Annotated in this window: 22 protein-coding genes, 1 tRNA gene, 1 other RNA gene and 1 pseudogene; 12 read left to right on the top strand and 13 right to left on the bottom strand. The window is 72.0% G+C overall.

Going from position 1 to position 24,883, the window contains the following annotated elements:
• Positions 1-11: 11 nt before the first annotated feature.
• Both gluQRS and ffs read right to left on the bottom strand, forming a co-directional pair.
• The gene (gene gluQRS / locus RIN46_RS01490) at positions 12-929 is read right to left on the bottom strand and encodes a tRNA glutamyl-Q(34) synthetase GluQRS (protein WP_309080562.1); all 918 of its coding nucleotides are present in this window, start codon (positions 927-929) and stop codon (positions 12-14) included.
• 29 nt (positions 930-958) lie between these two features.
• An RNA gene (gene ffs / locus RIN46_RS01485) (signal recognition particle sRNA small type) lies at positions 959-1,055 on the bottom strand.
• A 144-nt stretch (positions 1,056-1,199) separates the two neighbouring features.
• On the opposite strand from ffs, the gene RIN46_RS01480 reads away from it, so the two are divergent.
• Positions 1,200-1,284, top strand: a tRNA-Ser gene (locus RIN46_RS01480).
• Positions 1,285-1,395: 111 nt separating this feature from the next.
• Here the strand turns inward: RIN46_RS01480 and RIN46_RS01475 are convergent.
• Together RIN46_RS01475 and RIN46_RS01470 are read right to left on the bottom strand one after the other, a co-directional pair.
• A pseudogene (locus RIN46_RS01475) lies at positions 1,396-2,563 on the bottom strand (IS481 family transposase).
• 302 nt (positions 2,564-2,865) lie between these two features.
• The gene (locus tag RIN46_RS01470; RefSeq protein WP_309080563.1) at positions 2,866-3,966 is read right to left on the bottom strand and encodes an AsnC family transcriptional regulator; all 1,101 of its coding nucleotides are present in this window, start codon (positions 3,964-3,966) and stop codon (positions 2,866-2,868) included.
• An 86-nt stretch (positions 3,967-4,052) separates the two neighbouring features.
• Between RIN46_RS01470 and RIN46_RS01465 the strand changes: the two genes are divergently transcribed.
• The 3 genes from RIN46_RS01465 to RIN46_RS01455 all read left to right on the top strand — a co-directional run bounded on the left by RIN46_RS01465 (position 4,053) and on the right by RIN46_RS01455 (position 7,562).
• Positions 4,053-5,273 carry an amidohydrolase gene (locus tag RIN46_RS01465; protein ID WP_309080564.1) on the top strand — a complete coding sequence of 407 codons (1,221 nt, stop codon included), beginning with the start codon at positions 4,053-4,055 and terminating at the stop codon, positions 5,271-5,273.
• On the top strand, positions 5,270-6,577 hold the full coding sequence (locus tag RIN46_RS01460) for a DUF3100 domain-containing protein (protein WP_309080565.1): 1,308 nt from the start codon (positions 5,270-5,272) through the stop codon (positions 6,575-6,577). Before RIN46_RS01465 ends, RIN46_RS01460 begins: the two co-directional genes overlap by 4 nt.
• Positions 6,578-6,722: 145 nt before the next feature.
• On the top strand, positions 6,723-7,562 hold the full coding sequence (locus tag RIN46_RS01455; protein WP_309080566.1) for a Rieske 2Fe-2S domain-containing protein: 840 nt from the start codon (positions 6,723-6,725) through the stop codon (positions 7,560-7,562).
• Positions 7,563-7,874: 312 nt separating this feature from the next.
• Here the strand turns inward: RIN46_RS01455 and RIN46_RS01450 are convergent, their stop codons facing one another.
• Positions 7,875-8,756, bottom strand: a complete 882-nt coding sequence (locus RIN46_RS01450) for a manganese catalase family protein (RefSeq protein ID WP_309080567.1) — start codon at positions 8,754-8,756, stop codon at positions 7,875-7,877.
• A 146-nt stretch (positions 8,757-8,902) separates the two neighbouring features.
• The gene (locus RIN46_RS01445; protein WP_309080568.1) at positions 8,903-9,232 is read right to left on the bottom strand and encodes a stress protein; all 330 of its coding nucleotides are present in this window, start codon (positions 9,230-9,232) and stop codon (positions 8,903-8,905) included.
• Positions 9,233-9,509: 277 nt separating this feature from the next.
• Here RIN46_RS01445 and RIN46_RS01440 point away from each other — a divergent pair, with 277 nt between their 5' ends.
• Positions 9,510-10,055: a hypothetical protein gene (locus RIN46_RS01440; RefSeq protein WP_309080569.1), complete on the top strand. Its 546-nt coding sequence runs from the start codon at positions 9,510-9,512 to the stop codon at positions 10,053-10,055.
• On the opposite strand, the gene RIN46_RS01435 is transcribed toward RIN46_RS01440, so the two are convergent.
• Complete coding sequence (locus tag RIN46_RS01435) at positions 10,052-11,086, bottom strand: 2-oxoglutarate and iron-dependent oxygenase domain-containing protein (RefSeq protein ID WP_309080570.1); 1,035 nt, start codon at positions 11,084-11,086, stop codon at positions 10,052-10,054. The two genes, RIN46_RS01440 and RIN46_RS01435, sit on opposite strands and share 4 nt — an antisense overlap.
• A gap of 203 nt (positions 11,087-11,289) precedes the next feature.
• Here RIN46_RS01435 and RIN46_RS01430 point away from each other — a divergent pair, with 203 nt between their 5' ends.
• The 3 genes from RIN46_RS01430 to RIN46_RS01420 all read left to right on the top strand — a co-directional run bounded on the left by RIN46_RS01430 (position 11,290) and on the right by RIN46_RS01420 (position 13,878).
• The gene (locus RIN46_RS01430; RefSeq protein ID WP_309080571.1) at positions 11,290-11,628 is read left to right on the top strand and encodes a type II toxin-antitoxin system VapB family antitoxin; all 339 of its coding nucleotides are present in this window, start codon (positions 11,290-11,292) and stop codon (positions 11,626-11,628) included.
• Positions 11,625-12,263, top strand: coding sequence for a LytR C-terminal domain-containing protein (locus RIN46_RS01425; protein WP_309080572.1), 639 nt, complete (start codon positions 11,625-11,627; stop codon positions 12,261-12,263). The genes RIN46_RS01430 and RIN46_RS01425 overlap by 4 nt, the downstream gene beginning before the upstream one ends.
• Before the next feature lie 178 nt (positions 12,264-12,441).
• Positions 12,442-13,878 (top strand): sugar porter family MFS transporter, encoded by a 1,437-nt coding sequence (locus RIN46_RS01420; protein WP_309080573.1) that lies wholly within the window; start codon positions 12,442-12,444, stop codon positions 13,876-13,878.
• A gap of 123 nt (positions 13,879-14,001) precedes the next feature.
• Here RIN46_RS01420 and RIN46_RS01415 read toward each other — a convergent pair whose 3' ends face one another.
• Both RIN46_RS01415 and RIN46_RS01410 read right to left on the bottom strand, forming a co-directional pair.
• On the bottom strand, positions 14,002-14,757 hold the full coding sequence (locus RIN46_RS01415; protein WP_309080574.1) for a DsbA family oxidoreductase: 756 nt from the start codon (positions 14,755-14,757) through the stop codon (positions 14,002-14,004).
• A gap of 92 nt (positions 14,758-14,849) precedes the next feature.
• A complete protein-coding gene (locus RIN46_RS01410) occupies positions 14,850-15,410 on the bottom strand; it encodes an NAD(P)H-dependent oxidoreductase (protein WP_309080575.1) in 561 nt (186 codons plus the stop codon).
• Between the two features lie 381 nt (positions 15,411-15,791).
• On the opposite strand from RIN46_RS01410, the gene RIN46_RS01405 reads away from it, so the two are divergent.
• Positions 15,792-17,015, top strand: a complete 1,224-nt coding sequence (locus RIN46_RS01405) for a hypothetical protein (protein WP_309080576.1) — start codon at positions 15,792-15,794, stop codon at positions 17,013-17,015.
• Positions 17,016-17,208: 193 nt separating this feature from the next.
• On the opposite strand, the gene aceB is transcribed toward RIN46_RS01405, so the two are convergent.
• From aceB to RIN46_RS01390, 3 genes are all read right to left on the bottom strand, one after another.
• Positions 17,209-18,840, bottom strand: coding sequence for a malate synthase A (gene aceB / locus RIN46_RS01400; RefSeq protein WP_309080577.1), 1,632 nt, complete (start codon positions 18,838-18,840; stop codon positions 17,209-17,211).
• A gap of 124 nt (positions 18,841-18,964) precedes the next feature.
• A complete protein-coding gene (gene aceA / locus RIN46_RS01395; protein WP_309080578.1) occupies positions 18,965-20,278 on the bottom strand; it encodes an isocitrate lyase in 1,314 nt (437 codons plus the stop codon).
• A 205-nt stretch (positions 20,279-20,483) separates the two neighbouring features.
• Positions 20,484-20,948 (bottom strand): hypothetical protein, encoded by a 465-nt coding sequence (locus tag RIN46_RS01390; RefSeq protein ID WP_309080579.1) that lies wholly within the window; start codon positions 20,946-20,948, stop codon positions 20,484-20,486.
• A gap of 280 nt (positions 20,949-21,228) precedes the next feature.
• On the opposite strand from RIN46_RS01390, the gene RIN46_RS01385 reads away from it, so the two are divergent.
• The 3 genes from RIN46_RS01385 (at position 21,229) to RIN46_RS01375 (ending at position 24,049) form a co-directional block, all read left to right on the top strand.
• Positions 21,229-21,897 carry a DNA alkylation repair protein gene (locus RIN46_RS01385; protein ID WP_309080580.1) on the top strand — a complete coding sequence of 223 codons (669 nt, stop codon included), beginning with the start codon at positions 21,229-21,231 and terminating at the stop codon, positions 21,895-21,897.
• Between the two features lie 110 nt (positions 21,898-22,007).
• Complete coding sequence (locus tag RIN46_RS01380; RefSeq protein WP_309080581.1) at positions 22,008-23,360, top strand: MFS transporter; 1,353 nt, start codon at positions 22,008-22,010, stop codon at positions 23,358-23,360.
• Positions 23,357-24,049 carry an FCD domain-containing protein gene (locus RIN46_RS01375; RefSeq protein ID WP_309080582.1) on the top strand — a complete coding sequence of 231 codons (693 nt, stop codon included), beginning with the start codon at positions 23,357-23,359 and terminating at the stop codon, positions 24,047-24,049. Before RIN46_RS01380 ends, RIN46_RS01375 begins: the two co-directional genes overlap by 4 nt.
• Before the next feature lie 13 nt (positions 24,050-24,062).
• On the opposite strand, the gene RIN46_RS01370 is transcribed toward RIN46_RS01375, so the two are convergent.
• Entirely contained in the window at positions 24,063-24,818 is a 756-nt protein-coding gene (locus RIN46_RS01370; protein ID WP_309080583.1) for an FCD domain-containing protein, read from the bottom strand.
• Positions 24,819-24,883: the final 65 nt, after the last annotated feature.

The following is a 24,883-nucleotide window of genomic DNA, read 5'->3' as shown; positions in this document are numbered from 1 at the left end:
CGCACGCCGGATCAGACACCTGTGAGGGGAGAGTCGAGGATCCACGGTTCGCGCGGCAGCGCGGCCGGATCGAACGCCTCGAGCGCCGCCGCGAGGGAGCCGCCCGGCAGCCCCAGCGACTCCAGCAGCACCTCGCGCACCCGGTCCGGTCCCACGGCGTCGTACTCCACGCCGTCCACCACGCGAGTGGTGGACAAATCGCCCAGCGTGACGGCGCCGTCGCGCTTGGCGAGGCGCTTGCCGTCCGCGTTGAGGACCAGCGGCACGTGCGCGTACTCCGGGACCGGGGCGTCCAGCAGGGTCGCGAGGTAGGCCTGGCGCGGCGCGGAGGACAGGAGGTCGTCGCCGCGCACCACCTGGTCCACGCCCTGGAGGCGGTCGTCGACGACGACGGCGAAGTTGTAGGCGGGCACGCCGTCGTTCCGGACGATCACGAAGTCATCCACGACGCCCGTGTACTCGCCGTGGAGGAGGTCGCGCACCGTGAACTGCACGACGTCGGACCGCAGCCGGAGCGCAGCCGGGCGCTCCGCGCGGCGGGCGTCCCGCTCGGTCGGGGGCAGGTCCCGGCAGGTCCCGGGGTAGGCGCCGGGCGGCGTGTGCGGGGCGCGGGGCGCCTCGGAGATGTCGCGGCGGGTGCAGAAGCACTCGTAGAGGAGGCCGGCGGCGCGCAGCCGGTCCAGCGCGTCCGCGTAGCCGGCGGAGCGGTCCGTCTGGCGCTTGGCGACGCCGTCCCACGTGAGGCCGATCGCGGCGAGGTCGCGGAGCTGGGCCTCCTCGGCGCCGGCGCGGGCGCGGTCCAGGTCCTCGATGCGCAGGAGGAAGCCGCGTCCCGTGGAGCGGGCGAAGAGCCAGGCCAGGAGGGCGGTGCGGAGATTGCCGAGGTGGAGTTCGCCCGACGGGCTCGGGGCGTAGCGGCCATAACCCATGGGACACCTTCCGCGAGACAGCCGGGAAAAGTAAAGACCCCTCATGCACCTGCCAGAGCCCACCTACCCTTGCTACCTTCCGGTCCTGGGGGAGTTCAGCAGGATGACACCACATGAGGGGCCGATCAATGAGTCTAGCCGATCGGCGGCGGGCGGGGAAAATCGCTGCAGGAGATGCCGGATTCGCGGTTCCGGCGCGTCTCGGGTAGGCTGGAGCCTGCTCAATTTTGATGCTGCGGCGTGGTCGCGGGATCGGAGTCGAGTGCCATTGGAGGATTCGCCTAGCGGCCTATGGCGCACGCCTGGAACGCGTGTTGGGTTCACGCCCTCGGGGGTTCAAATCCCCCATCCTCCGCCGTGTGATGTGTCGGGACATCGTTGACAGATGTCTCAGCACATCGTTGACAGGAGGTCCTCCGAACCTATGGGTTCGGAGGACCTCCTTTTTTCGTGCCTGGGTGCGGGTTCAGTCCGGGCGGAGTTTCGGCTGGTAGTCGCGGGTGGGGTCGATGCGGTGCTCGGCGATGATCTTTCCGGTTCCGGAGTGGGTCGTGGTGACGCGGTCGTCGTGGATCAGGAGCAGGACGGGGGCGCCGCGGTGGGCGCGTCCGATGCCGAGGTGGCGGAGCTGGCCGGCGTAGCGGATGCTGACTTTGCCGTTGGCATCGATGCGGTCTGTGCGGGTGCGGTATCCCTGCTCGGGCGTGCTCTCGGGGACGGCTTTGGGTAGGGCTGCGTAGGCGGTTGCCGGGGTGCGGCGGCCGGTGGCCCGGTGGGGACGGTCGTGGTTGTACCAGTGCCTGAATTCGTCGAGCTGGGCTTGCAGGGCGGGCAGGTCGGGTGCGAGCGGGCGGCGGACGAGCCAGCGTTTGAGGGTCTGATGGAAGCGTTCGATCTTGCCCTGGGTCTGCGGGTGGCCCGGGGAGCCGTTCTTCTGCTGGATGCGGTGGGTCGCCAGGAGCGTCTCGAATCCGTTCCTGGCGCCGGGACGGGAGGCGAAGCGGGAGGTGAAGACCATGCCGTTGTCGGTCAGTGTCGAGGCAGGGGCTCCGTAGCGTTTGATCAGGGCGTTCATGGCCTCCACGACGTCGGCTCCGGTGCAGGGGCGGTAGGCCTGCAGGTGCAGCAGGTAGCGGGAGTGGTCATCGAGGAAGTCCAGGATGTCTGCGGCGGCGCCGTTCTCCAGTGGCCAGTGGGTGATGTCGGCTTGCCAGGTCTCGTTCGGCACGGCGGCCTCGAAGCGGTGCAGGGAGGATTTTGGGCGCTTGCGCGGTTCCGGGGCGACGAGCCCGGCCGTGCGGAGGATCCGGTGGATCGTCGCCCGGGAGGGCGGGGGCATCCCCTTCGCGCTCGAGGTGCCAGGCGATGGTCTCGGCGCCGGCGTCGGCTCCCTGGTCGTGGAGTTGCCGGCGCAGCTCGAGGATGCGTTGCCGGACCGGTTCCGGGGTGGTGATCGGGCGGCGGTGGGGCGCGCGGGAGGCCGGTTCGAGGGCCTCGGCGCCGCCGGTTCGGTACTCGGCCAGGAGCGCGTAGATCCATTGGCGGCTCACGCCGTACTTCGTGGCGGCCGCGGTGACGCTCAGGCCCTGCTCGAGCACGGAGCGGACGATGACGAGGTTCTTCTGCTTTCCCATGCCCGGCTCAACGCCGCAGGTGTCAACGATGTCCCGAGACAGGTGTCAACTATCACTCCCGTCGGACCGTCAAGGATGTCCCGAGACACCTGTCAAGTATCACCGGGGGTGCCCGCGCCAGAGAGTGTCAACTATGTTCTGAGACTAGACACCCCATCCTCCGCCGAAGTCTTCGGGCGGGACACCAGCGAGTGGTGTCCCGCCCGAAGTCGTTAACGGACCCGCCACCGCTGTCACCGCTGGCGCTGGGGGCTCCGAGGCTCCAGCGCTCACCGTGCGGCGCCGTCGTCTGGTCCGGTGGCTCAGGCCTGCCGGTCGGCCACGAGCGGCACGGTCCCGACGGCGAATCCGCGCGGATCGAGGAGCCGGCCCACGAGTTTCACGGGCCGGAGCACCACGCTGCGGTCGACGAACTCGAGCCACGGCATCTGCTGCCGCAGCCGTGCCTCCAGGCGCTGCCCGTCCGTCACGGTGCGCAGCCACGCGGCGGCGATCAGGTTCGTCGGTCCCGCGATCGACAGGGCGGTCCGCAGTTCGGGGATCCCGGCCAGGACCTGTCCGGCCTCGTCCATCCGGTCCGGCGGGACGCGCAGGAAGAACCACTCGAGGACCCGCCACTCGGTGAGATCGCGCGCGACCTCGCAGCGCAGCCGCAGCGATCCCGCTGCCGAGAGCGCCTGCAGGCGTCGGCGCACCGTGCTCTCCGAGACGTCCAGCTGCTCCGCCAGGTCCGCCACCGGTCGCCGCCCGTCCGTGGAGAGCAGCTCCACGAGGCGCCGGTCCAACGGGCTGGCCGGGCCGTGCCGGGTGCCCGACGCGGCCACGGCGCCGACCGCCTCCTCCTGGCGCTTGGAGAGGCTCCGCAGCCTCCACCGGCTCGCGTCCGTGTAGACCCGGGCGACGACGTGGCTGCGCACCGACTCGACGTCGGGGATCCGGCCGACCCGCTCCAGCAGGTAGTCGCTGAGCGTGAGCTGGTCCGGCCGCGTGACGGTGACCAGGAGGTCTCGGGATCCGGACGTGATGTCGATCGTCATCGCCGCCGAGTCGGCGGCGAGGGTCGTGGCGGCGGCCAGTGCCGACCCCGCCCGGCAGCTGACCTCCAGTACCGCGATGGACGAGCCCGGGTCGTCGATCGGCTGGCACGAGACCCAGGCCGCGCCGGATTCCTCGAGGCGCGCCCACCGGCGCGCGGCCGTGGACGGGGCCATGCCCAGGAGTCGGCCGAGCTCGGCCCAGCTCGCCCGCGGAGCGATCTGCAGCGCATGGACCAGCCGCAGGTCGTCCTCGTCGAGCACGACGGCGTCCCTGCCGTGAGCGTCCCGCGCGGAGCGCGTCGCCGCGCCCGGTCCGCCCCGCAGGGCCCCCGCAGTGACGGAATCGTGCAGAGAGTCATCGTTCATGATGAGATCGTGCATTACAGCGGTCTCGAGTACAACCCTTCGTACGCTCGGGGTGACTCGTATCACCTTCCCAGGAGATGTCCCCCATGACTTCCGAAGCCCTCCGCGACCGCCTGGACGGAGCGATCCGCGACTCCCGCGCCCGCCTCGTCTCCCTCAGTCGCGACATCCACGGCTACGCCGAACCGTCCTTCGCCGAGCACCGCGCGGCCGCACGCGTTCGCGACGAGCTCGCGCGCGCCGGCTTCGAGGTGACCGAGGGCGTGGCAGACCTGCCCACGGCCTTCACCGCCCGCTTCGGCAGCGGCGACTTCGTGGTCGGGGTGTGCGCGGAGTACGACGCCCTGCCGGAGATCGGCCACGCCTGCGGCCACAACATCATCGCCGCCGCGGCCGTCGGCGCCGCGATCGGATTGGCGGCCGTCGCGGACGAGCTCGGCCTGACCGTCGAGGTGGTGGGCTGCCCGGCCGAGGAGCACGGCGGCGGAAAGGTCCTCATGCTGGAGCGGGGATGCTTCGACCACCACACGGTGGCGCTCATGGTCCACCCGGGCACGGCCGACGCGGACCCGGCCACGACGTACACGCAGGGGGTCTCCCGGTTCGCGGCGACGTTCTCCGGCCGGGCCGCGCACGCGGCGGCCGCGCCGACCGACGGCGTCAACGCCGGCGACGCCGCCGTCGTCGCGCAGGTCGCCGTCGGCCTCCTCCGGCAGCAGCTGCCCGCCACCGCCCGCGTGGGACTCTTCGTGCGCGACGGCGGTCAGGCCACCAACATCATCCCGGAGCGGACCATCGTGGACTTCGAGGTGCGCGAGTTCGACCTCGAGCGGCTGCACGACCTCCGCGGTCGCGTCCGCGCCTGCTTCGAGGCCGGCGCGCTCGCGACGGGTTGCACCGTCGAGTTCGAGGAGACGGAGCCCGAGTACGCGCCGCTGCTCCAGGACACGCGGCTGGCCCGGCCGTTCGCCGACGCGGTCCGCGGGCTCGGGCGCACCGTCCAGGACGCCAGCGGCATGACCGGCGGCTCCACGGACATGGGCAATGTCTCCCAGTACCTGCCCTCCATCCACCCGATGATCGACGTCAAGGGGAGCGGCAACCCGCCGCACACCCGGGCGTTCGCGGACGACGCCGTCGCACCGGGCGGCGACGACGCCGCGATCGACGGCGCGATCGCCATGGCGCGGGCCATCGCCGACGTCGCCTCCGATCCCTCGGTGCGGCGCGGGCTGCTCGCCGAGCAGGCCGAGCGCGCCCCCTACGCGGCACTCGCCGTCGCGTCCGGCAGCGAGGCCCGGGCATGACCGCCGGCGCGACGACGCACGCGGCGTCGAGGACCGGGGCCCGGCTCTGGATCCCGCTGGTGCTCGTGGGCGGGGCGGTGACGATCGCGGCCGAGCTGATCGGCACCCACGAGATCGGCATCGGGATCGGCACGCTGACGCTCCTCCCGCTCATCTGGGGCCTCCTGCTCGGAGCCGCCGTCAGCCTGCAGCGGCTCAAGCCCTTCCCGGAGCACACGCAGCGTGTGGCGTCGGCCGCCATGCAGGTCGGCGTCCTGCTCCTGGTGACCCGGCTGGCGTTCCTCGTCGGCGAGAACATCTCCGTCCTGCTCCAGGCGGGTCCGGCCCTGATCATCCAGGAGATCGGCAACCTCTTCACCATCGTCGTGGCGATGCCGATCGCGGTCCTGCTCGGCATGGGCCGCGCGTCGATCGGAGCGACCTTCTCGATCGCCCGCGAGGGCGCGTTCGCCATGACGGGCGAGCGCTACGGCGTCGACTCCGCGGAGACCCGGGGCGTGCTCGCCATGTACGTCTTCGGCACCGTGTTCGGCGCCCTCTGGGTCGGCCTGCTGGCCTCGATCCTCGCCGGGGCCGGCTGGTTCGATCCGCTGGCGCTGGCCATGGGGTCCGGCGTCGGCTCCGGCTCCATGATGGCCGCCGCCTCGAACGCGGTCGCCGCCCAGTTCCCGGCCATGCAGGGCGACATCCTCGCCCTGGCGGCCCTCAGCAACCTGCTCAGCTCCGCGCTGGGCCTCTACATGGGCGTCTACGTGGCCCTGCCGCTGGCCGACCGGTTCTACCGCTTCCTCACGCGGGGCCGCGCCGATAAGCAGGAGGCAGATACGGTCCTGCCCGAGGCGAAGGTGGTGCCGAAGAAGGAGGCCGCACCGCGAAAGGCGGCGTCGGACTGGTCCCTGCTGGGCCTGACCGCCGTGCTGATGCTGGTAGCCGTCTGGGCCGCCGGCGGCGGCGTCTCGCTCGACGTGCTCCCCGGCGTGGGCATGATCGTCGCCTTCGTGGTCGTCGGCATGCTGGCGCATCGGTACCTGCGGATCTCCTCGCTCGTGGTGACCATGACGCTGGCCATGCTGGCCACCCTGCCGTGGTCGCCGATCGCCGGCGGCGTGCTGGCGCTGGCGGAGCCCATCGACTTCCTGCCGATGACCACTCCGGTGCTCGTGCTCGCCGGGCTCGGCCTGGGGCGGGACGCGCGCGTCCTCGGCAGCGTCGGCTGGCGCATCGTGCCCGTCGGCCTACTGGTCCTGACCGGGACGTTCCTCGGTTCCGTCCTCATCGCCCAGCTGGTGCTGGGCGCGGGCTGAGCGGCTGAGCTGGGGATCAGCTGCAGGAGCGCTGTACCGTCGCTGACCGCGGGCGCGGAACCATTGCGTTTCCGGACCGGACGGGCGAAGCTCGCACCAGACGCCCGCTGAACGGGCCGACCAGCTGCGAGAAAGGAAGGCCGACGTGAACTACCTCGAACCCCTTCTGTCCCGACTGGAGAAGTGGAGGGACCTCGACCGGGTGGCCGGGCCCCTCGCGTCCAGCGTCAGCGCGGTGCTGTCCCCGCCGCCGATCCGCAACCTGCTCGGCGGCAAGCACCTGGGCCACCCCCTGCACCCGGCGCTCATCGCCGTCCCGCTCGGGGCCTACGGCATGGCCGCGGTCCTGGATGTCTGCGGCCAGGACGAGGCGGCGGACACCGCCGTCGCGACCGGCCTGCTCGGCACCGTCCCGGCGGCGGCCACGGGCCTGCACGACTGGTCCTACACGCAGGGGGCGGAGCGCCGTGTCGGCTTCGTCCACGCGGCCGCCAACTCCGTGGCCAGCGTGCTGTACCTCGCCTCGCTGCTCAGCCGCCGCGCCGGCCACCGCGGACTCGGCCGGTGCCTGTCCTTCGCAGGGCTCGGCGTGGTCAGCGCCTCCGGGTTCCTCGGCGGCCACCTGTCCTACGCCCAGGGTGTGGGCGTGAACCGCGCCGGCGCGCCGGAGCCCACGGAGCACTGGGTCGAGGTCGGCCGGATCGACGATTTCGACGACGGCACGCCGGCCGTCGTCGACGTCGACGGGGAACCGGTCATGGTCCTGCGGACCGGGGAGCGGATCCGGGCGCTGCACAACACGTGCTCGCACCTGGGCGGCCCGCTCGCCGAGGGAGAGGTGCGGGACGGGTGCATCGTCTGCCCGTGGCACGGGAGCGCGTTCGACCTGGGCTCCGGGGCGGTCGACACCGGTCCCGCCAGCATCCCTCAGCCCCGCTACGAGCTGATGGTCTCCGACGGCCACGTCCGGCTCCGTCCCGCCTGAGCGGAGACCGGCGTAGATCGAAGACACAGCGCAGATCGGTGACCCAGCGCAGAGCGGAGACACAGCGCAGATCGGTGACCCAGCGCAGAGCGGAGACACAGCGCAGACAGAGCGGCGGGCCCGGGGGGGGGCGGGGGGGCCCCCGGGGGGGTGGGGGGGGGGGGTTGGGGGGGGGAAGTAAAACCCCGCGCTGCGGGCACACCCCGCGCCTCCCGGGGGGCCCCCGGGCGGGGGGCGGGGGCCCCGCCTGTCTGTTTCGGTCGTGGCGTTGCGGGCCTGAACGTCGACCCGTGCCGCCGGTGCCGGCCGTGGCTACTCGCGCTTGAGCTTGTCCTGGGCCGTGGCTGCCGCCTGCTCGGCGACGTTGGGGACGCCGGTGGTGCCGAAGAAGCGGGCGTCCGGGTGCGTGGGTGGCGGCATGGGCGTGCCGTCCATCGGCGTCGGGACGTAGGTGAACTCCCCGAGCTGGTCGGGGGCGGTGCCGCGGGCCCACGAACCGTCGGCCATCTGCTCGCCGTCGGAGAAGTTGATGGCCTGGTACGAGTACTCCTGATGCTCCTTGCTCTGCGGCAGGTTGCTCGGCACCGGCAGGTTCTCCTTCGACTCCTCCTGCAGTTCCCGGGCCGCGGCGAGCCACTGGTTCTGGTGCATGGTGTCCCGGGCGAGCAGGAACGCCAGCATGTCCCGGACCCCGGGGTCGTCCGTCATGTGGTAGAGCCGCGCCACCTGCAGGCGGCCCTGCATCTCGGCGTTCACGTTCGAGGTGAAGTCCGCGAGCAGGTTGCCGCTGGCCGTCACGTAGGCGGCGCTCCACGGATTGCCGTTGCTGTCCACGGGACGTGCGCCGGCACCGGCCACGATGGCCTGCTGCACGTCGGTCCCGCCGATGACGGCCGCCACGGCGGGATCGTCCTGAACGGCCTCCTCCGTCGCCCCCACGGGGGCCTTCTCGAGCAGCTGGGCGACCATGGTCGCGAGCATCTCCACGTGGCCGAACTCCTCGGCGGCCGTGGAGAAGAGCAGATCGCGGTACTTGCCGGGGATGTGCGTGTTCCACGCCTGGAAGCTGTACTGCATGGCGACCGTGATCTCGCCGTACTGGCCGCCGATCACCTCCTGCAGCTTCCGGGCGTAGACGGCGTCCGGCTTCTCGGGAGTGGACTTGTACTGAAGGGCCTGCTTGTGAAGGAACATCTCAACTCCTCACTCAGCGCCCGCGGGGTGGCGGACGGATCGGATTCAGAACGAGCTGGAAAACGTGGTGGAAGCGGACCGAACAAGCGAGGGTGCGGGCCCGGTCGGTTCCGGACCCGCACCCTCATGCGAATGCTCGATCGGTATCAATGGCTGTTGCGCCCGCCCTCGGCCTTGGCCTCGGTCGGCTGCGCCTCGGCTCCCTGGGAGCCTGCGCGGCTGGGGTCGGCGCTATTGGGCTCGCCGAAGCTGCCGGAGCTCTCGCGGCCGCCCTGCTGGCCGGCCCGGCTGGGGTCGGCGCTATTGGGCTCGCCGAAGCTGCCGGAGCTCTCGCGGCCGCCCTGCTCGCCGGCGCGGCTGGGGTCGGCGCTGTTGGTCTCGCCGAAGCTGCCGGAGCTCTGCTGGCCCCCGCGCGAGGCCTGCTCCTCGGTGTCGTTCCGGTTTCCGAACTGGCCCGGGTTGTTGTTGTCAGCCATGTCTTACTCCCTTCTACTTGCCTCTGCTTGCGTCGCCTCCGGTCCATCCGGTGCCGACGTCTCCGACGCTAGGAGCGATCCAAGTCCTGCTCAAGGGAGTTCCGGGGACTCTTCGCTGGCTCTGGGCGTACGCTGAGCGAGCGTCAAGGGAGGCGCGTTGTCTGGGCGTGCGCCGCGAGCCCCGGTCGTTCTCCGCTCCGGCGCCCGGGCGTCGGTGCTGGAGTCGATCGCTGAGACGGGCCCGGCACCGGACCAGCGCGGGCCGTAGGCTGGACGTATGACCGCAGACCGCGCTTCCAGCACCGTCCAGCCGCTCCAGCAGCACGGGTCTGACTGCTCGCACTGGAGGGAGTCGACGACGGCGGGCCTGGTGCAGGCCGCGCTGACCGGCGCCGCGACCCTGGTGGATCCGACGACGTTCCGCCCGGCGACGAGGCGCTGCTTCCGGGCCGGGCTGGCGCTCGTCGTCGGGGCCCTCGGCGGCCTGGGCTGGAGGTCCGGTTTCCGGACCTCGTTCACGACCGCCGCGGACGCGCACGGCCCGGACCCGGAGGGCACTGAGCAGCGCCAGTCGGACGCGACGGCGGCCCGTCGGGCCTCGACGCTCGGCGCGATCACCGTCGGAGGGCTCCTGGCGGGGGCCGTCTATGCGAGCGCCGCTGGCGGGGCGGCGATCGATGCCCGCATCCACCGTGCGCTGACCGCCCGCCGCGTGGCGAGGCCGCGGGCGGTCATGGCCGTCGGCGCGGCAGTGCTGTCCTGGGTGCTGTTCGAGCTGGAGCGGCGCTCCCCGCAGACCGACCCGGTCCGGACGGGACGCTAGCGGGCCGTGGCCCCGACCAGTTCGGGGTAGAACTTCGCGGCGGTCTCCGGGTGGGCGCGGAGCCATCCCTTGAGCACGTTGGCCCCGTAGGAGGCGAGCATCGGGTTCGTCGGGTCGTCGGAGACGCCGCGCGCCTCGGCGGCCAGCTCGGTCGGCAGCTCCACGCGGTCGATCACGGCGTCCAGGCGCGGGGACCAGAAGAACGGAACCGAGTAGCGGTCGACGCCGGGCGGCGGGGCCGTCACACGGTGGATCGTGGCCATGAGGTACCCGTCCGTGGCGACCTCCAGCATCTCGCCCAGGTTCACCACCAGGGCCCCCTCGATCGGCTCAACCGTGATCCACTCGTCCTGCCCGTAGGGCTGGACCTCGAGCCCGCCGATCTGGTCTTGCAGCAGCAGGGTCACGAAGCCGTAGTCGGCGTGCGATCCCACCCCCTGCGTGCCGGCCTCCGGGATCTGGCCGCCCACGTAGTGGACCAGCTTCCCCATCCAGGCGGGGTCGCCGTCGAACGGCTCGGCGAAGTGGTCCTCGGGCAGGCCGAGGGAGACGCTGATGGCCCTGAGCAGCTCGGCGCCGATTCCGCTCATCAGCTCGGCCCACTCCATGGCGGCCGCCTCCAGCCGCGGGAATCCCGCCGGCCACTGGTTGGGGCCCTGGAGGTTCAGGTACGGCTGGTCGGCCGGGACGTCCGCGCGCACGGGCAGCTCGGGCCCGTAGTCGATCTGCTCGCGCGAGTCGGCGCGGCCCTGCGTGATCTCCTTGCCCAGGCGGGTGTACCCCCGGAACTGGGCGGAGTTCCGGTTGTCGAGGGCCAGACGGTCCTCCAGGGGGAGGGCGAAGAACTCGGCGAGGGTGGAGAGGAGCTCGGCGGGCTGGCCGGGGCGCGCCCCGTAGCCGACGATCTGGAAGAAGCCGACGTTGTGGGCGGCGTCGCGCAGGGCGTCGATGAACTCGGGGTTGAAGCGCCCGTCGGTCAGACGGGCCGTCGAGAGGTCCAGCACGGGGACGGAAGTGCGAACTGTAGCCATGCGGACACCGTATGGCCATTTGTTGCGGCCGCCCCAGCATCTGTGACGCTCGGTTTCCGCCCGTGACGCAGGGTTGCGGACCCCTTGACGGAGTCGGGAGGAGGAGTCCGGGGAACGACGGCGTTGCGCGCTGCGCCGGTGGGCTGCTCACCGCCGTCGTGGCGGCCGTTGGGAGCGGGCGTGGCGTTGTCTAGGCTGGGACGGTGATCTTCAAATCAGTCGGCGACCACCGCCCCTATCCCGACCACGGGTACACCACGCCGCGGGACTGGGCGCAGATCCCGCCCGAGCAGATCCGGCTGGATCAGCTCGTCACGGTCAAGACGACGCTGGACCTCTCCGCGCTGCTGGCCGAGGACTCGACCTTCTTCGGCGACCTCTTCCCGCACGTGGTGGAGTGGCGTGGCGAGAAGTACCTGGAGGATGGCCTGCACCGCGCCGTGCGGACGGCGCTGCACCAGCGTGCCGTCCTGCACGCGCGGGTGCTGCGCCTGGACGGTGCGGGCTCGCAGGCCGACGCGGCCAGGGGCGCCGGGGCATGAAACGCCGGACCGGGGAGGGGCCGCTCGAGTGGGACGGCCGGAAGGTCTACACCGGGGCGGACCTGGAGGAGCTGACCGACGCCGTCGACGATCCCGAGCACGTGGAGAATCCGGAGCACTACCGGCGCCGCCTCCGGCATGGGATCGCGCTCGTCCTCGTCCTGCTCCTCGTCGTCGCCATGGGGGTGGCCGGCTACCTGGTCCTGACCAAGCGACTCGACCTGTCGTGGCCGCAGCCCGGTTCCGACGCGGCCGCGGCGCCCTCGGAGCCCGCGTGCCCGCCGGGGGAACGGCAGTATCTGGATCCGGCCGGGGTGACGGTGGACGTCTACAACGCCACGAGCCGGCCCGGCCTCGCCGAGGGAACGCGGGCGCAGCTCGTCGACCGCGGCTTCCGCCCGGGCGTGCTCGGCAACGACTCGCTGCCGTCGCGCGGGATGGTGGGTCTCGTGGTGAGCGGACCGGAGGGCTACGACGCCGCGCTCACGGTGCAGCGTCAGCTCCCCGGCGCCGCCTACGAACGCGACGACGACATGGCGGGGGTGACCGTGCGGCTCGTCCTGGGCGAGAGCTTCCAGGAGCTGCAGCCGGCGGCCGAAGTGAGCACCGAGCCCGGACCGCTCGTCTGCCGGTGATCCGCGTCCCGTCGCGGCGCGCCTCGTCCCGCCCCTCGTCCTGGCCACTGCTCGTCCTGGCCACTGCGCCGCGGCCGCCGATGACGGGCCGCCGGCTCGTCGGCCCGTAGCCGCCGCCCGACGCACCTCGGCGGGGACGCCATTCGCACAGCGCCTACCGGGGGGTAGCATGTCCGCCATGTCAGACGTCTCAGTTACCCCACACCACAAGACTCCCCGGCGGGTCATCGGCGTCGCCATCGCGGCCGCCGTCGGCGGATTCCTCTTCGGCTTCGACAGTTCCGTCATCAACGGCGCCGTGGATGCGATGAGCAGCGACTTCGGCCTGGGCCCCGGTCTCACGGGTTTCGCCGTCTCGTGCGCCCTCCTCGGCGCCATGACCGGCGCCTGGAGCGCGGGACCCATCGCCGACCGCAAGGGACGCGTCTGGGCGATGGTCTTGGCGTCGATCCTCTTCACCGCCTCGGCCCTCGGCTCCGGTTTCGCGTTCGGCGTGGTCGACCTCATCCTCTGGCGCTTCCTGGGCGGCATCGGCGTCGGCATGGCGTCCGTGCTCGCCCCCGCCTACATCGCCGAGATCTCCCCGGCGCACAGCCGCGGGCGCCTGGGCGCGCTGCAGCAGCTGGCGATCGTGACCGGCATCTTCGCTGCCCTGCTCTCCAACGCCCTCATCGCCGGCGCCCTGGGCGGGTCGGACGCCCTGGGCTGGATGGGCCTCGACGCCTGGCGCTGGATGTTCCTGGCGGAGACGGTCCCGGCGATCCTGTACGGCCTGTTCGCCCTGCGGCTCCCGGAATCCCCGCGCTACCTGGTGGCCATCAGCGACTACGCTCGCGCCGGCAAGACCCTGGTCGAGGTGATGGGGCTCGAGACCAAGGAGGAGGTCGAGGCCAAGATCGCCGACATCAAGGCGACCATCAACATCGAGACCAAGCAGGGCCTGCACAACCTCGTGGGCGGCAACGGCCGGCTCCTGCCGATCGTCTGGGTCGGCATCCTGCTCTCGGTGTTCCAGCAGTTCGTCGGCATCAACGTGATCTTCTACTACTCCAACACGCTCTGGAAGTCCGTGGGCTTCGCCGAGTCGGCGTCGTTCACGATCTCCGTGGTCACGTCCATCGTCAACATCGTCGTCACGGTCGTCGCGATCATGCTGGTGGACAAGATCGGCCGCAAGATCCTGCTGCTGATCGGCTCGGCCGGCATGGCGGTCGGCCTGCTCACCATGGCGATCTCCTTCAGCCAGGCGATCGTCACCCCGGCGACCGAGCCGGGCGGGGAGGCCGTGGTCAACCTGCCGCAGCCGTGGGGCATGATCGCGCTCGTGGCCGCCAACCTGTTCGTCGTGGCGTTCGGCATGTCGTGGGGCCCGGTGGTCTGGATCCTGCTCGGCGAGATGTTCCCGAACCGGCTCCGTGCCGTCGCACTCTCCGTGGCGGCCTCCGCCCAGTGGCTGGCGAACTTCGTCATCACCTACACGTTCCCGCCGCTGGCCAACGTGGGGCTCACGCTCGCCTACGGGCTCTACGCGACGTTCGCGGTCCTGTCCTTCATCTTCGTCTGGAAGTTCGTGGAGGAGACCAAGGGCAAGGAGCTCGAGGAGATGCACGCCTGACCCCGCCCGTTCGAGGCCCCGGACCGCTGGGGCACGGGAGAGGAGAAGCCCGGAGGACCGACGCTCAAGGCATCGGCCCTCCGGGCTTCTCCCTGTCCGGACGGACCGTCGCGGACGGAACGATCAGTCGCAGCCGTCGACCCCGCACGCGGCCCCGGCGGCGCTCCCGGCCGCCGGCTGCAGCACCGGGAGCTCGGACCACGCCTGGGTGAGAGCCTGTTCGAGGGCCTCCGCGGACTGCGCCCCGGAGACGCCGTACTTCATGTCGAGGACGAAGAACGGGACGCCGCCGATGCCCAGCGCCCGGGCCTGCTCGACGTCCTCGCGCACCGCGTCGGCGTAAGCATCGGTGTCGAGGACGCGGACGACGGCGTCCCCGGGCAGACCGGCCGCCGTCGCCGCGGCGAGGAGCTCGTCCCGCGAGCCCAGGTCCAGGCCGTGCTCGAAGTGCCCTGACAGGAGGGCCTCCTTCAGGGCGTCGGCCGCGCCGTGCTCGGCCGCCAGGTGGAGCAACCGGTGCGCGGTCCACGTGTTGGCGACCTTCACGGCGTCGAAGTCGTACTCGAGCCCCTCTCCGGCCGCGGCGGAGGAGACCTGCTCGAACATCTGCAGCACCTGCTCGCGTGGCAGGCCCTTGCGCTCGGCGAGGTAGTCGAGCTCGGTGCCGTCGTAGTGCTCCGGCAGGCCCGGGTCCAGCTGGAAGCTGTGCCAGGACACGTCCACGCGGTCGCGGAAGGGGACGCGGCTCAGCGCGGCCTCGAACCGACGCTTGCCGATGTAGCACCAGGGGCAGGCGACGTCGGACCAGATGTCCACGCGTAGGCGGGCCGTCGGGCTGGGGGCGCGCAACGGCGCGGCGGGGGAGGGGGTTTCGGTCATGACGGGGACAACGCGCCGCCTCCCCGCCTGATTCCCGGCCACCTGCCGGCCACCCTGCCGATCGCCGTCGCCCTCTCGGGGAGCCTTGCGCGTCAGCGCTCGCGGACGGCGCGGAGGGCCTCCGACCAGGAGACGACCTGGTCGAACAGCGGGCCCAGCGCCTCGGTGGCACCGTCGCTGGGCTCGAACGACTGGTTCTCCGCGAAGTCAGTGGAGAACGGCAGGAACACCTGGGCCCGGACATCGGCCATCTGGACCTCTGCGGCGATCAGGCGCCACGCCTCGACGGCGCGGGTCCCGCCGGCGCTGCCGTAGCTGACGAACCCGATCGCCTTGTTGTTCCACTCCGCGTAGAGGAAGTCGACGGCGTTCTTCAGGGCCGCCGGCACCGAGTGGTTGTACTCGGGGGTGACGAAGACGAAGCCGTCGAAGGACGCGATCCGCTCCGCCCAGGCCCGCGTGTGCTCCTTGGTGTACTCGCCGAGGGAGGGCGGCATCGGCTCGTCCAGCAGGGGCAGGCCCTGGTCGGCCAGATCGACGAGCTCGAAGTCGGCGTCGTTGCGTTGGGCGGCGTGCTCGAGCACCCAGTCGGCCACGGTCCTGGCCTGCCGGTTGGGGCGGGTGCTGCCTGCGATGATGGCGATGCGGGTCATGGCTCTCTCCTTCGTCCGTCGGGCTCTCGTGGCACGGCCGGGTGGTCCGTGCCTGCGAGCCGCCCCGGGTGGCGTTCCCGCCTCAACCCGGGCTCTAGGGCGACGCTACTGGTCTCGGTGCGGCAACGGAACCCCGATCCGTCCGCGGGCGCGCTGCCATGCAGATCAGAGGGCCTTTAGCGGGTCCGCCGCCCCTCGCGGCAGTCGAGGGTAAGTGCCCGCCGGGGATCCCCGGGGTGGATCGTTACCTTGCTGTTATCTAACTGATGCGCCTACGCTGGATCGGACGCACCCGTCGGCGGTGCGCAGCAGGCAGAACGCGCCGCGGGCGCGCAGCCCGGAATCGACAGGCGGGCCCGACCCGACGGAAAGCGCTGGGGTATGACTTCGACCCGACCATGGACGACCGCATGGCACGCGGCGGCCGCCGCCGCCCTGCTGGCCGCGGCGGGTCTCGCGGCCCCCGCTGTTGCGGCCGCCGCGACCCCCGGCGTTCAGCCGGCGATGCGCAGCGCGCCGGCGGCGACCGCGGCCGACACCACCGCGCCCGAGACGAGCGGCTCCGACTCCACGGACGACCAGTCGGGCAGCGACCAACCGGCCGCCACGCCGGAACCGGAGGGTCCCGCGCCCACCGACGGGACCTCGAGCAGCTCGACGTCGACGCCGGCCCCCACGCCGCAGCCGACGAGCGGGACGGTGGCGGACCCCGAGATCACCTCGACCCCGCGCGGCGGCGAGGTGGCCCCGGGCGAGCCGATCGCCGGCGTCGTCCCCGGGGCCGCGACGAACGTCCAGGTGATGGTCCGCTCCAGCGGGTCCCGCGCGGTCGCCTACGCCGTCGACGAGGACGGCCGCTTCAGCCTGCCGGCGCCCACGCAGCCGGGCACCTACGACTTCACGATGCAGGCCACCGACGGCTACTCCAGCTCGATGATCGTCGACTACTCCGTCGAGGTGGTCGGCGACGGTGCCCCCGCACCGTCGGAGGACCCGGCCGAACCGACCCCGACCGAGACCCCGGGGCCTACGTCGTCCACGCCGGAGCCCGCCGATCCGGACGGTGCCGATCCGGACGGTGCCGCGCCGGATCCGGCACCCGGGGCGACGCCCGCGTCGAGCGGTGACCCGGCCCCGACCGATCCAGCGGGCCCGGGCGCCGGCGGATCCGCGACGGACCGCTCGGGGGCCTCGGCGGACGACGGCGGCCAGGGCCCCGGCGGAACCGGGCCGGGCGGATCCGGCGACGCGGGAGGGGACCGTCAGGGCCCCGGCGGCACGGACGCGGGCGACTCGGACGCGGGCGGCTCGGGTGCGCCCGGGTCCGGCACGAGTTCCTCGGCGGACGCCGGTGCGCAGTCCTCCGACGGCGGGGCGTCGTCGGCCGCGGAGGGTTCCGCGCCGGCCGGCTCCGACCCGACGAGCAGCGCGGGGGCCGGGCCGGGGACTCCGGACGGCGACGGCCTCGACGCCGACCACACCGGGGCCGTGGGCGTGGAGGGAGCCTCCCTGGCGGGACCGGGCCTCGCGGCGCTGGCCGTCGGCGGTGCGCTGCTCACGATCACGGCGGCGGTCCTGCTCGTCCGCCGCCACCGCTCCCAGTAGAACCGCCAGTAGAACACCGCGCTCCGTAGAACACGGCGCTCCGTAGAACAAGGCGCTCCCGAGAACACCGCTCAGCGCCAAAAACCCCGCGCCACGCCATGGCGGCGGACCCCCTGCTCTGCCAGGAAAGGGGATCCGCCGCCACATCGGTCGGAACTGCGCCGGCGGGATCTCCGCCGGCTGCCCGCTCAGCTCACGCGGTCTGCAGCTCCTTGGTCTCGCACAGGTACCGGTTGTAGGCCGGCAGGGTCAGGAAGTCCGGGAACCGGTCCGCCAGCGCGGCCGCCTCGAAGATCTCCCGGGCCTCGTCGAACCGGTCGCCCTCGAAGCGCTGGATCCGGGCGAACTCCTCCTCGAGCAGCTCCGTGGCGTACTCGCGGGTGATGAGCTCGCCGTCGTCCGTGACGGCGCCCTGGTGGATCCACTGCCAGATCTGCGAGCGGGAGATCTCCGCCGTGGCGGCGTCCTCCATCAGGTTCTGCAGGGCCACCGCGCCGTTGCCGCGCAGCCACGACTCGATGTAGCGGATGCCGATCTCGATGTTGCTGCGCACGCCCTGCTCGGTGATGAGGCCCGGCGTCGCGGCGACGTTCAGCAGCGCCACATCGTCCGGCTGGACGTCGTCGCGGGAGCGGTCGAGCTGGTTCCGGCGCGAGCCGAGCACGCCGTCGAACACCTCTCGCGCCACGGGCACCAGGTCCGGGTGGGCGACCCACGAGCCGTCGAACCCGTCCTCGGCCTCGCGGGTCTTGTCCGCGGTGACCTTCTCGAAGGCGACGGCGTTCGCCGCCTCGTCGCGCCGGTTCGGGATGAAGGCCGCCATGCCGCCGATCGCCATGGCGCCGCGGCGGTGGCAGGCCCGGACCAGCTGCTCGGTGTAGGCCCGCATGAACGGGGCCGTCATGGTGACCATCGAGCGGTCCGGCAGCACAAAGCGGGGCCCGCGCTCGCGGAAGTTCTTGATGATGGAGAAGATGTAGTCCCACCGGCCGGCGTTCAGGCCCGCCGCGTGGTCGCGCAGCTCGTAGAGGATCTCCTCCATCTCGAACGCCGCGGTGATCGTCTCGATCAGCACGGTCGCCCGGACAGTGCCCTGCGGGATGCCGAGGTAGTCCTGCGCGAAGACGAACACGTCGTTCCACAGCCGGGCCTCCTGGTGGCTCTCCAGCTTCGGCAGGTAGAAGTACGGGCCGCGGCCGAGCTCGATCAGGCGCTTGGCGTTGTGGAAGAAGTGCAGCCCGAAGTCCACCAGGGCACCGGAGATCGGCTGGTTCTGGATCAGCAGGTGCTTCTCCGGCAGGTGCCAGCCGCGCGGCCGGACCACGATCGTCGGCAGGTCGGTCAGCGTCTCGCCCGTGAGCCGGTACTCCTTGCCCTCCTCGGTGGTGAAGTCGATCTCGCGGTCCAGCACGCGCTGCAGATTCAGCTGCCCCTTGACCACGTTCCGCCAGTTCGGCGTCAGCGAGTCCTCCATGTCGGCCAGCCACACCTTGGCCCCGGAGTTCAACGCGTTGATGGTCATCTTCCGGTCCGTGGGGCCGGTGATCTCCACGCGGCGGTCCTCGAGCCCCGGCGCGATCGGGGCGACCCGCCACGAGTCGTCCTCGCGGATGTGCCGGGTCTCCGGCAGGAACTTGGGGTCGGCGCCGCGCGAGATGGCCTGCCGGCGCTGCTCGCGGGCGTTGAGGAGCTCGCGGCGCCGGCCGTCGAACCGGCGGTGCAGCTCGCCCAGGAAGTCCAGGGCCTCGGGGGTGATGACCCGCTGCTGCTGGCAGACGGGGGAGGCGGTCATCGTGATGCCGTTCAGGGTGATCGGGTTGTTCATGGCGGTCTCCTCGGGAGAAGTGAAGGGGGAGGACGACGGCGGTGCCTCGCCGGGGCGGCCGGCACGCCTCGCGGTGGCCGGGCCTCGCCGAGGGGCGGCGGGCACCGCCGTCGTCCTGGAGGGGTTAGTGGAACTGGCCTTCCTCGGTGGATCCCACCAGGGCCAGGGTGGAGCCGCCCGGGTTGAGGGCGGTGGAGACGGCGTCGAAGTAGCCGGTGCCGACTTCGCGCTGGTGCTTGGTGGCGGTGTAGCCGCGGGACTCGGAGGCGAACTCCCGCTCCTGCAGCTCCACGTAGGCGCTCATGCCGCGGCGTGCGTAGCCGTGGGCGAGGTCGAACATCTCGTGGTTGAGGGCGTGGAATCCGGCCAGGGTGATGAACTGGAAGGTGAAGCCCATGGCGCCGAGCTCGCGCTGGAACTTGGCGATCGTCTCGTCGTCCAGGTGCTTCTTCCAGTTGAAGCTCGGCGAGCAGTTGTAGGCGAGCATCTGGTCCGGGAACTCGGACTTGACGGCCTCCGCGAACCGGCGGGCGAGCTCCAGGTCCGGGGTGCCTGTCTCCATCCAGATGAGGTCGGAGTACGGGGCGTAGGCCTTGGCGCGGGCGATGCAGGGCTCGATCCCGTTGCGGACCTTGTAGAAGCCCTCGGCCGTGCGCTCGCCGGTGAGGAAGGGCTGGTCCCGCTCGTCGACGTCGGACGTCAGGAGCGTGGCGGCCTCGGCGTCGGTGCGGGCCACGATGACGCTCGGGACGTGGGAGACGTCCGCGGCGAGGCGGGCCGCGTTGAGGGTGCGGACGTGCTGGCCGGTGGGGATGAGCACCTTGCCGCCGAGGTGGCCGCACTTCTTCTCGCTGGCCAGCTGGTCCTCCCAGTGCACCCCCGCGGCGCCGGCGCCGATCATCGACTTCATGAGCTCGAAGGCGTTGAGCGGGCCGCCGAATCCGGCCTCGGCGTCGGCGACGATCGGGACCAGCCAGTCCTCGACCGTGCTGACGCCCTCGGCGTGCTCGATCTGGTCCGCGCGGAGCAGCGCATTGTTGATGCGGCGGACCACCTGCGGCACCGAGTTCGCCGGGTAGAGCGACTGGTCCGGGTAGGTCTGCCCGGCGAGGTTCGCGTCGGCAGCGACCTGCCAGCCGGAGAGGTAGATGGCGCGGAGTCCGGCCTTGACCTGCTGGACGGCCTGGTTGCCGGTGAGGGCGCCGAGCGCATTCGTGTAGGCGCCGGTGGAGTTCTCCTCGCGGAGCTGGTTCCACAGCTTCTCGGAGCCGCGGCGGGCCAGCGTGTACTCCTCCTGGACCGTGCCCTGGAGGCGTACGACGTCGGCGGCGGCGTAGTCGCGGGTGATGCCTTCCCAGCGCGGGTCGGCGGTCCACTCGAGCTCCAGGCGCTCGATGCGCTGCTGGGTCTCCTGCTCGCGGTTCTGGCTGTTCGTCATCGTTGACTCCCTCGGTGATCGTCCGTTGCGGAACGTCTTCACGAGGTGCCGGACCGTGTGGTCCGTGCCGGTGGGGTTCCGGTGGCGCCTCGTCGTGGGATCAACTTTTCGCCAGATTTCGACCCGTCAATAGGGGTTGGTGAAGAAAATTTCTGCACTTCTTCTCATTTCGAGTAAAAGTGCCGGAGTTGTCGTCCGTCCGGTCCTACGGGTCGGGCTGTTCGTCGGCCGGGGCATCGGCCGTTTCCTCCGCCGAGGGGACCCAGCGCGTCCCGGCGGGCCGCGGCACGATGAGCACGGCGCGCCAGGCGTCCGACAGCGCGGTCTCGGCCCCGGGCGCCCAGCCGCGGGCCGCCACGGCGTCGTCCACGGCCGGGCGCGTCAGCTCGTCGTCGACCGGGTAGCCCACCCAGACGGCGCGGGCCGCCGTCAGGGGCGTGAGCCTCTGATCCAGCAGGATCTCTAGGTCCTCCAGCACCGCGGCGAAGAGGACGGCCGCGTCGGCCTCGGCGGGTGCGTCGACCTTGGCGGCGCCGTCGGGCAGCGGCTCGAGGAGCTGGTGCTCCTCCGGGGTTCCGCCGATGACGAAGACCGCGTCGCCCGGCTCCAGGTGCAGACGGCGGCTGACGGCCTCGGCCGATTCGGCGGGCTCTGCTTGCTCTACTGACATGGCGGGCCTTTCGGTGATGGCGGAGGCTGCGGTGGCGGCGACCGCCCGAGCTGGTGGCGGCGGGTGGGGCTGCATGCTCAGGATAGGCCCGCGGAGGAGCATGGAAAAGACAGCGGGTGGTGCTGGCGGACAGGGCCCGCCGGACGGCGTCAGCGCGTCCCGCGCAGCTGGGCCGCAGGGAGCCGCGAGGCCTCCCCGTCTCGCGAGAGCGGGCCTAGGCTGGGGGCAGTTGGGCGAGCCGGTGCGGTCGAGGACTGCAGGCGAGAGCGGAGGAGGAGCGATGGCGGAGACTCTCGAAGAGGTCATGGCGGAACTGGCCGAACTGGAGGATCCGAGGGTCCGCGCCGTCAACGAGCGACACGGCGACGAGCACGGGGTGAACCTGACCAAGCTGCGGGCCGTGGCCAAGCGACTGAAGACGCAGCAGGACCTGGCGCGTGACCTGTGGGCCACCGGAGACGCGGCGGCCCGCCTGCTGGCGCTCCTGATCTGCCGGCCCAAGGCGTTCGAGCGCGACGAGTTGGACGCCATGCTCCGGGACGCCCGGGCCCCGAAGGTCCAGGACTGGCTCGTCGCGTACGTGGTCCGCAAGAGCTCGCATGCCGAGGAGCTGCGGACCTCCTGGCTGGGCGACGCCGACCCCGTAGTCGCCAGCGCCGGCTGGGCGCTGACGAGCGACCGGGTGGTGAAGAAGCCGGAGGGGCTCGATCTGCCCGGTCTGCTCGAGACCATCGAGGCCGAGATGCGCGACGCCCCGGAACGCCTGCAATGGGCGATGAACACCTGTCTCGGCAATATCGGCATCGAGCATGCGGAGCACCGGGAGCGCGCCCTGGACATCGGCGAGCGCCTGGGCGTCCTCAAGGACTATCCGACGCCGCCGAACTGCACGTCGCCGTACGTGCCGATCTGGGTCAACGAGATCGTCCGGCGCCGCAGCGAGGGCTGAGGGCCTCCCGGACCTCCGGTGGCCACGGTCGGCGGCCCGGAGCGGGGAGCGCCCCGTGGAGTCCATCACGAAGTTCGCCCAGGCAAACATCAGACGTCTAATGTTTAAGCATGACGTCCGAGACCGCCGCCGATGCGACCCGCCCGGAACCGCCCACTGCGCTCGCCGAGGCCGCGATCCTGACCGAGCCGTCCGAGCGGCCCGGGCAGCCTGGGCAGCTCGAGGGGGCGGCGGAAGGTGCGGAGCCGGCAGCTGGTTCCGCGGCGTCGTCCGCGGAGCAGCCCCGCCGCTGGCTCGCCGTGCTGCTGGCCGTGGCCGCCGTCGTCCTGGTGGGTCTGAACCTCCGCGCCGGCATCGCCTCGGCGGCGCCGCTGTACCACGACCTCGAGGCCATGCTCGGCTACGGGACGTTCGTCGCCTCGCTCCTGCCGACCATCCCGGTGCTCTGCTTCGCCTTCGCGGGGGCCGGGACCGCCTGGCTGGTCAAGCGCACGGGGCTCGAGCGCGCCCTGGCCCTCGCGCTCGTGCTGCTCACCCTCGGACTGGCCGTCCGCGCCGTCGAGTCGACGTGGCTGCTGCTCGTCGGAACGGTGCTCGGCATGTGCGGGCTGGCGGTCTGCAACGTCGCGATGCCGTCCTTCATCCGCGAGCACCACCCCCGGCGCACGGCCGCGATGACCGCCACCTACAGCGTGACGCTGTCCGTCGGCGCGACCGCGGCGGCCGCCTTCAGCTTCCCGATCGCCACCGCGCTGGGCTCGCCCACGCTCGGCCTCGCCGCCTGGGCCGTCCCGGCGGCCCTGGCGCTCCTGGTCCTGCTGCCCATCGCCGCCGCGGCGCAACGCTCGTCCGGCCCGCTTCCCCCGCACGTCTCGCCGTGGCCGATGCTCGCCACGCGCAAGGGCCTGCTGTTCACGTCCCTCTTCGCCGTCCAGGCGCTGCTGGTCTACACGTTCATGAGCTGGTACCCCCACATGCTGGTCACCCGCGGGCTGGACGCCGCGACGGCCGGGTTCATGCTCGGTCTGCTGCAGGCGGTCAGCATCCCTACCGTGATGATCGTCCTCTGGATGGCGTCGAAGCCCCGGCTCCTGCGCCCGGCGTTCGTCCTGACCTGCGCGTCCTACGTGGTCGGGACCGTCGCCCTGCTGGTCCTGCCGGTGGGGGCCGCGGCCGTCCCGTCCGTCTTCATCGGGTTCGGCCTGGGCATCTTCCCGCTGCTCATGCTGCTGATCAGCCGCAGCGGCGAGACCGCCACGGAGACCACGGCGCTGTCCACGCTCGCCCAGTCGCTGGGCTACCTGGTCGCGGCGATCGGCCCGTTCGGCCTCGGGCTGCTCCAGGGGGCGCTGGGCTCCTGGACGGTCCCGCTCATGATCCTCATCGGTTGCACCGTGCTCCAGTTCGTCCTCGGCTACCGGATCAGCCGTTACGGCCGCATGCCGGGGCAGGCGCGCGCATGAGCGGCGGGCCGGTCCGCGCGCCCCTGATGCAGGAGGTCGTCGGGAGGCTGCGGGACGCCGTCGCCTCCGGCCGCTGGCCTGTGGGGGAGCGGATCCCGCCGGAACCGGAGCTCGTCGCGGAGTTCGGCGTCTCCCGCGGCACGCTCCGCGAGGCCGTGAAGGCGCTCGCCCACGCCGGGCTCCTCGAGGTGCTGCGCGGGGACGGGACCTACGTGCGCGCCACCAGTGAGATCAGTGCGACGGCGCAGCGCGTCTACCGCGAGCACGCGGACGAGGACGTGCTCCAGGTCCGCTTCGCGCTGGACACGCAGACCGCCCGGCTCGCCGCGCAGGCCGCGGACCCGCTGGTCGTCGCCGAGCTGCGCGAGCTGCTCGCCCGCCGCCGGGCGGCGTGGGACGCCGCGGACTACCCGGGCTGGTCGGAGGCCGACTGGGGCTTCCACCTGCGCGTCGCCGAGGCGTCCGGGAACCCGCTGCTGCACGAGCTCTACGCGAGCTTCGGCGACGTCTTCCACGGGACCAAGATGGTGCAGCGGCTCGAGGCCGGGTTCGACGGCTGCCTGGCCTCCGGCCACGACGAGCTCGTGGAGGCGATCGCCGCCGGCGACGCGGAGGCCGCCGTGCGCACCGTCATCGCGAACCTGGACTACTGCATGAGCTGGGTCCCGCGCCGCCAGCCCGCGCGCTGACGGCACCGGCGCGTCAGGCGCCGGTGCGGATGTCCCCGCTGGCGAGGAAGCCGCGCAGGAGAGCCGCGGTCCCCTCGAGGTGCTCGGCCATGAGACCCCGCGCCTGTTCCGGGTCTCCGGCGAGGATCGCCTCGATGATGGCCTGGTGCTGGACGTCGGAGTGCTCGATATTGGGCGCCAGGAACGGAATCCGGTCCAGCAGGTCGCTGGTCGCGGCCCGGGCCTCGGCCACGGCGGCGGCGAGCCGGGGCGACGCGGTGAGTTCCGCGATGGCGATGTGCAGGCGGGCGTCCAGGGGGCGGTACTGGCCCGGGCCGGCCGCGGAGACGGCCCGCAGGGTGTCCAGGAGGCCGTTCCGCTGCGCCGCGGTCAGGGCCGCCCTGGCCGCCAGCGCCGCCGCCGCCGGCTCCACCACGGCCCGGAAGGTCAGGACATCCTCGACGAGCTCCAGGTCACCGGAGTCCAGGACCGCGCCCCGCGTGGGCAGCTCCGTGGCGACCATCGCGCCGCCGTAGCGCCCACGCTGGATGGTCAGGTACCCGGCCTTCTGCAACTCCGCGAGGGCGTCCCGCAGAGTCGCCCGCGAGACGCCCAGCTCCTCCGCCAGCTCGCGCTCCGGGGGGAGCCTGCCGCCCGGCGGGAAGAGGCCCAGCCGGAAACCCCGCAGCAGGTGCTCGACCGTCTCCTCGAAGGCATTGCCCTTGCGGGCGACGCCCAGCAGGCGGTAGCTCGCCGAGGGCGGGGCCTGCTGCTTGTCGGGTGTACCCATGGCAACAGCATGCCACGGCCCGTGGCGCCACGGAATTGGTGCAGTAGTAGACCCTTGAAACGAAG

The sequence above is a fragment of the Zhihengliuella sp. genome (assembly GCF_031178195.1).
GTDB lineage: Bacteria > Actinomycetota > Actinomycetes > Actinomycetales > Micrococcaceae > Zhihengliuella.
This window is presented reverse-complemented; position numbering and strand designations above follow the sequence as displayed.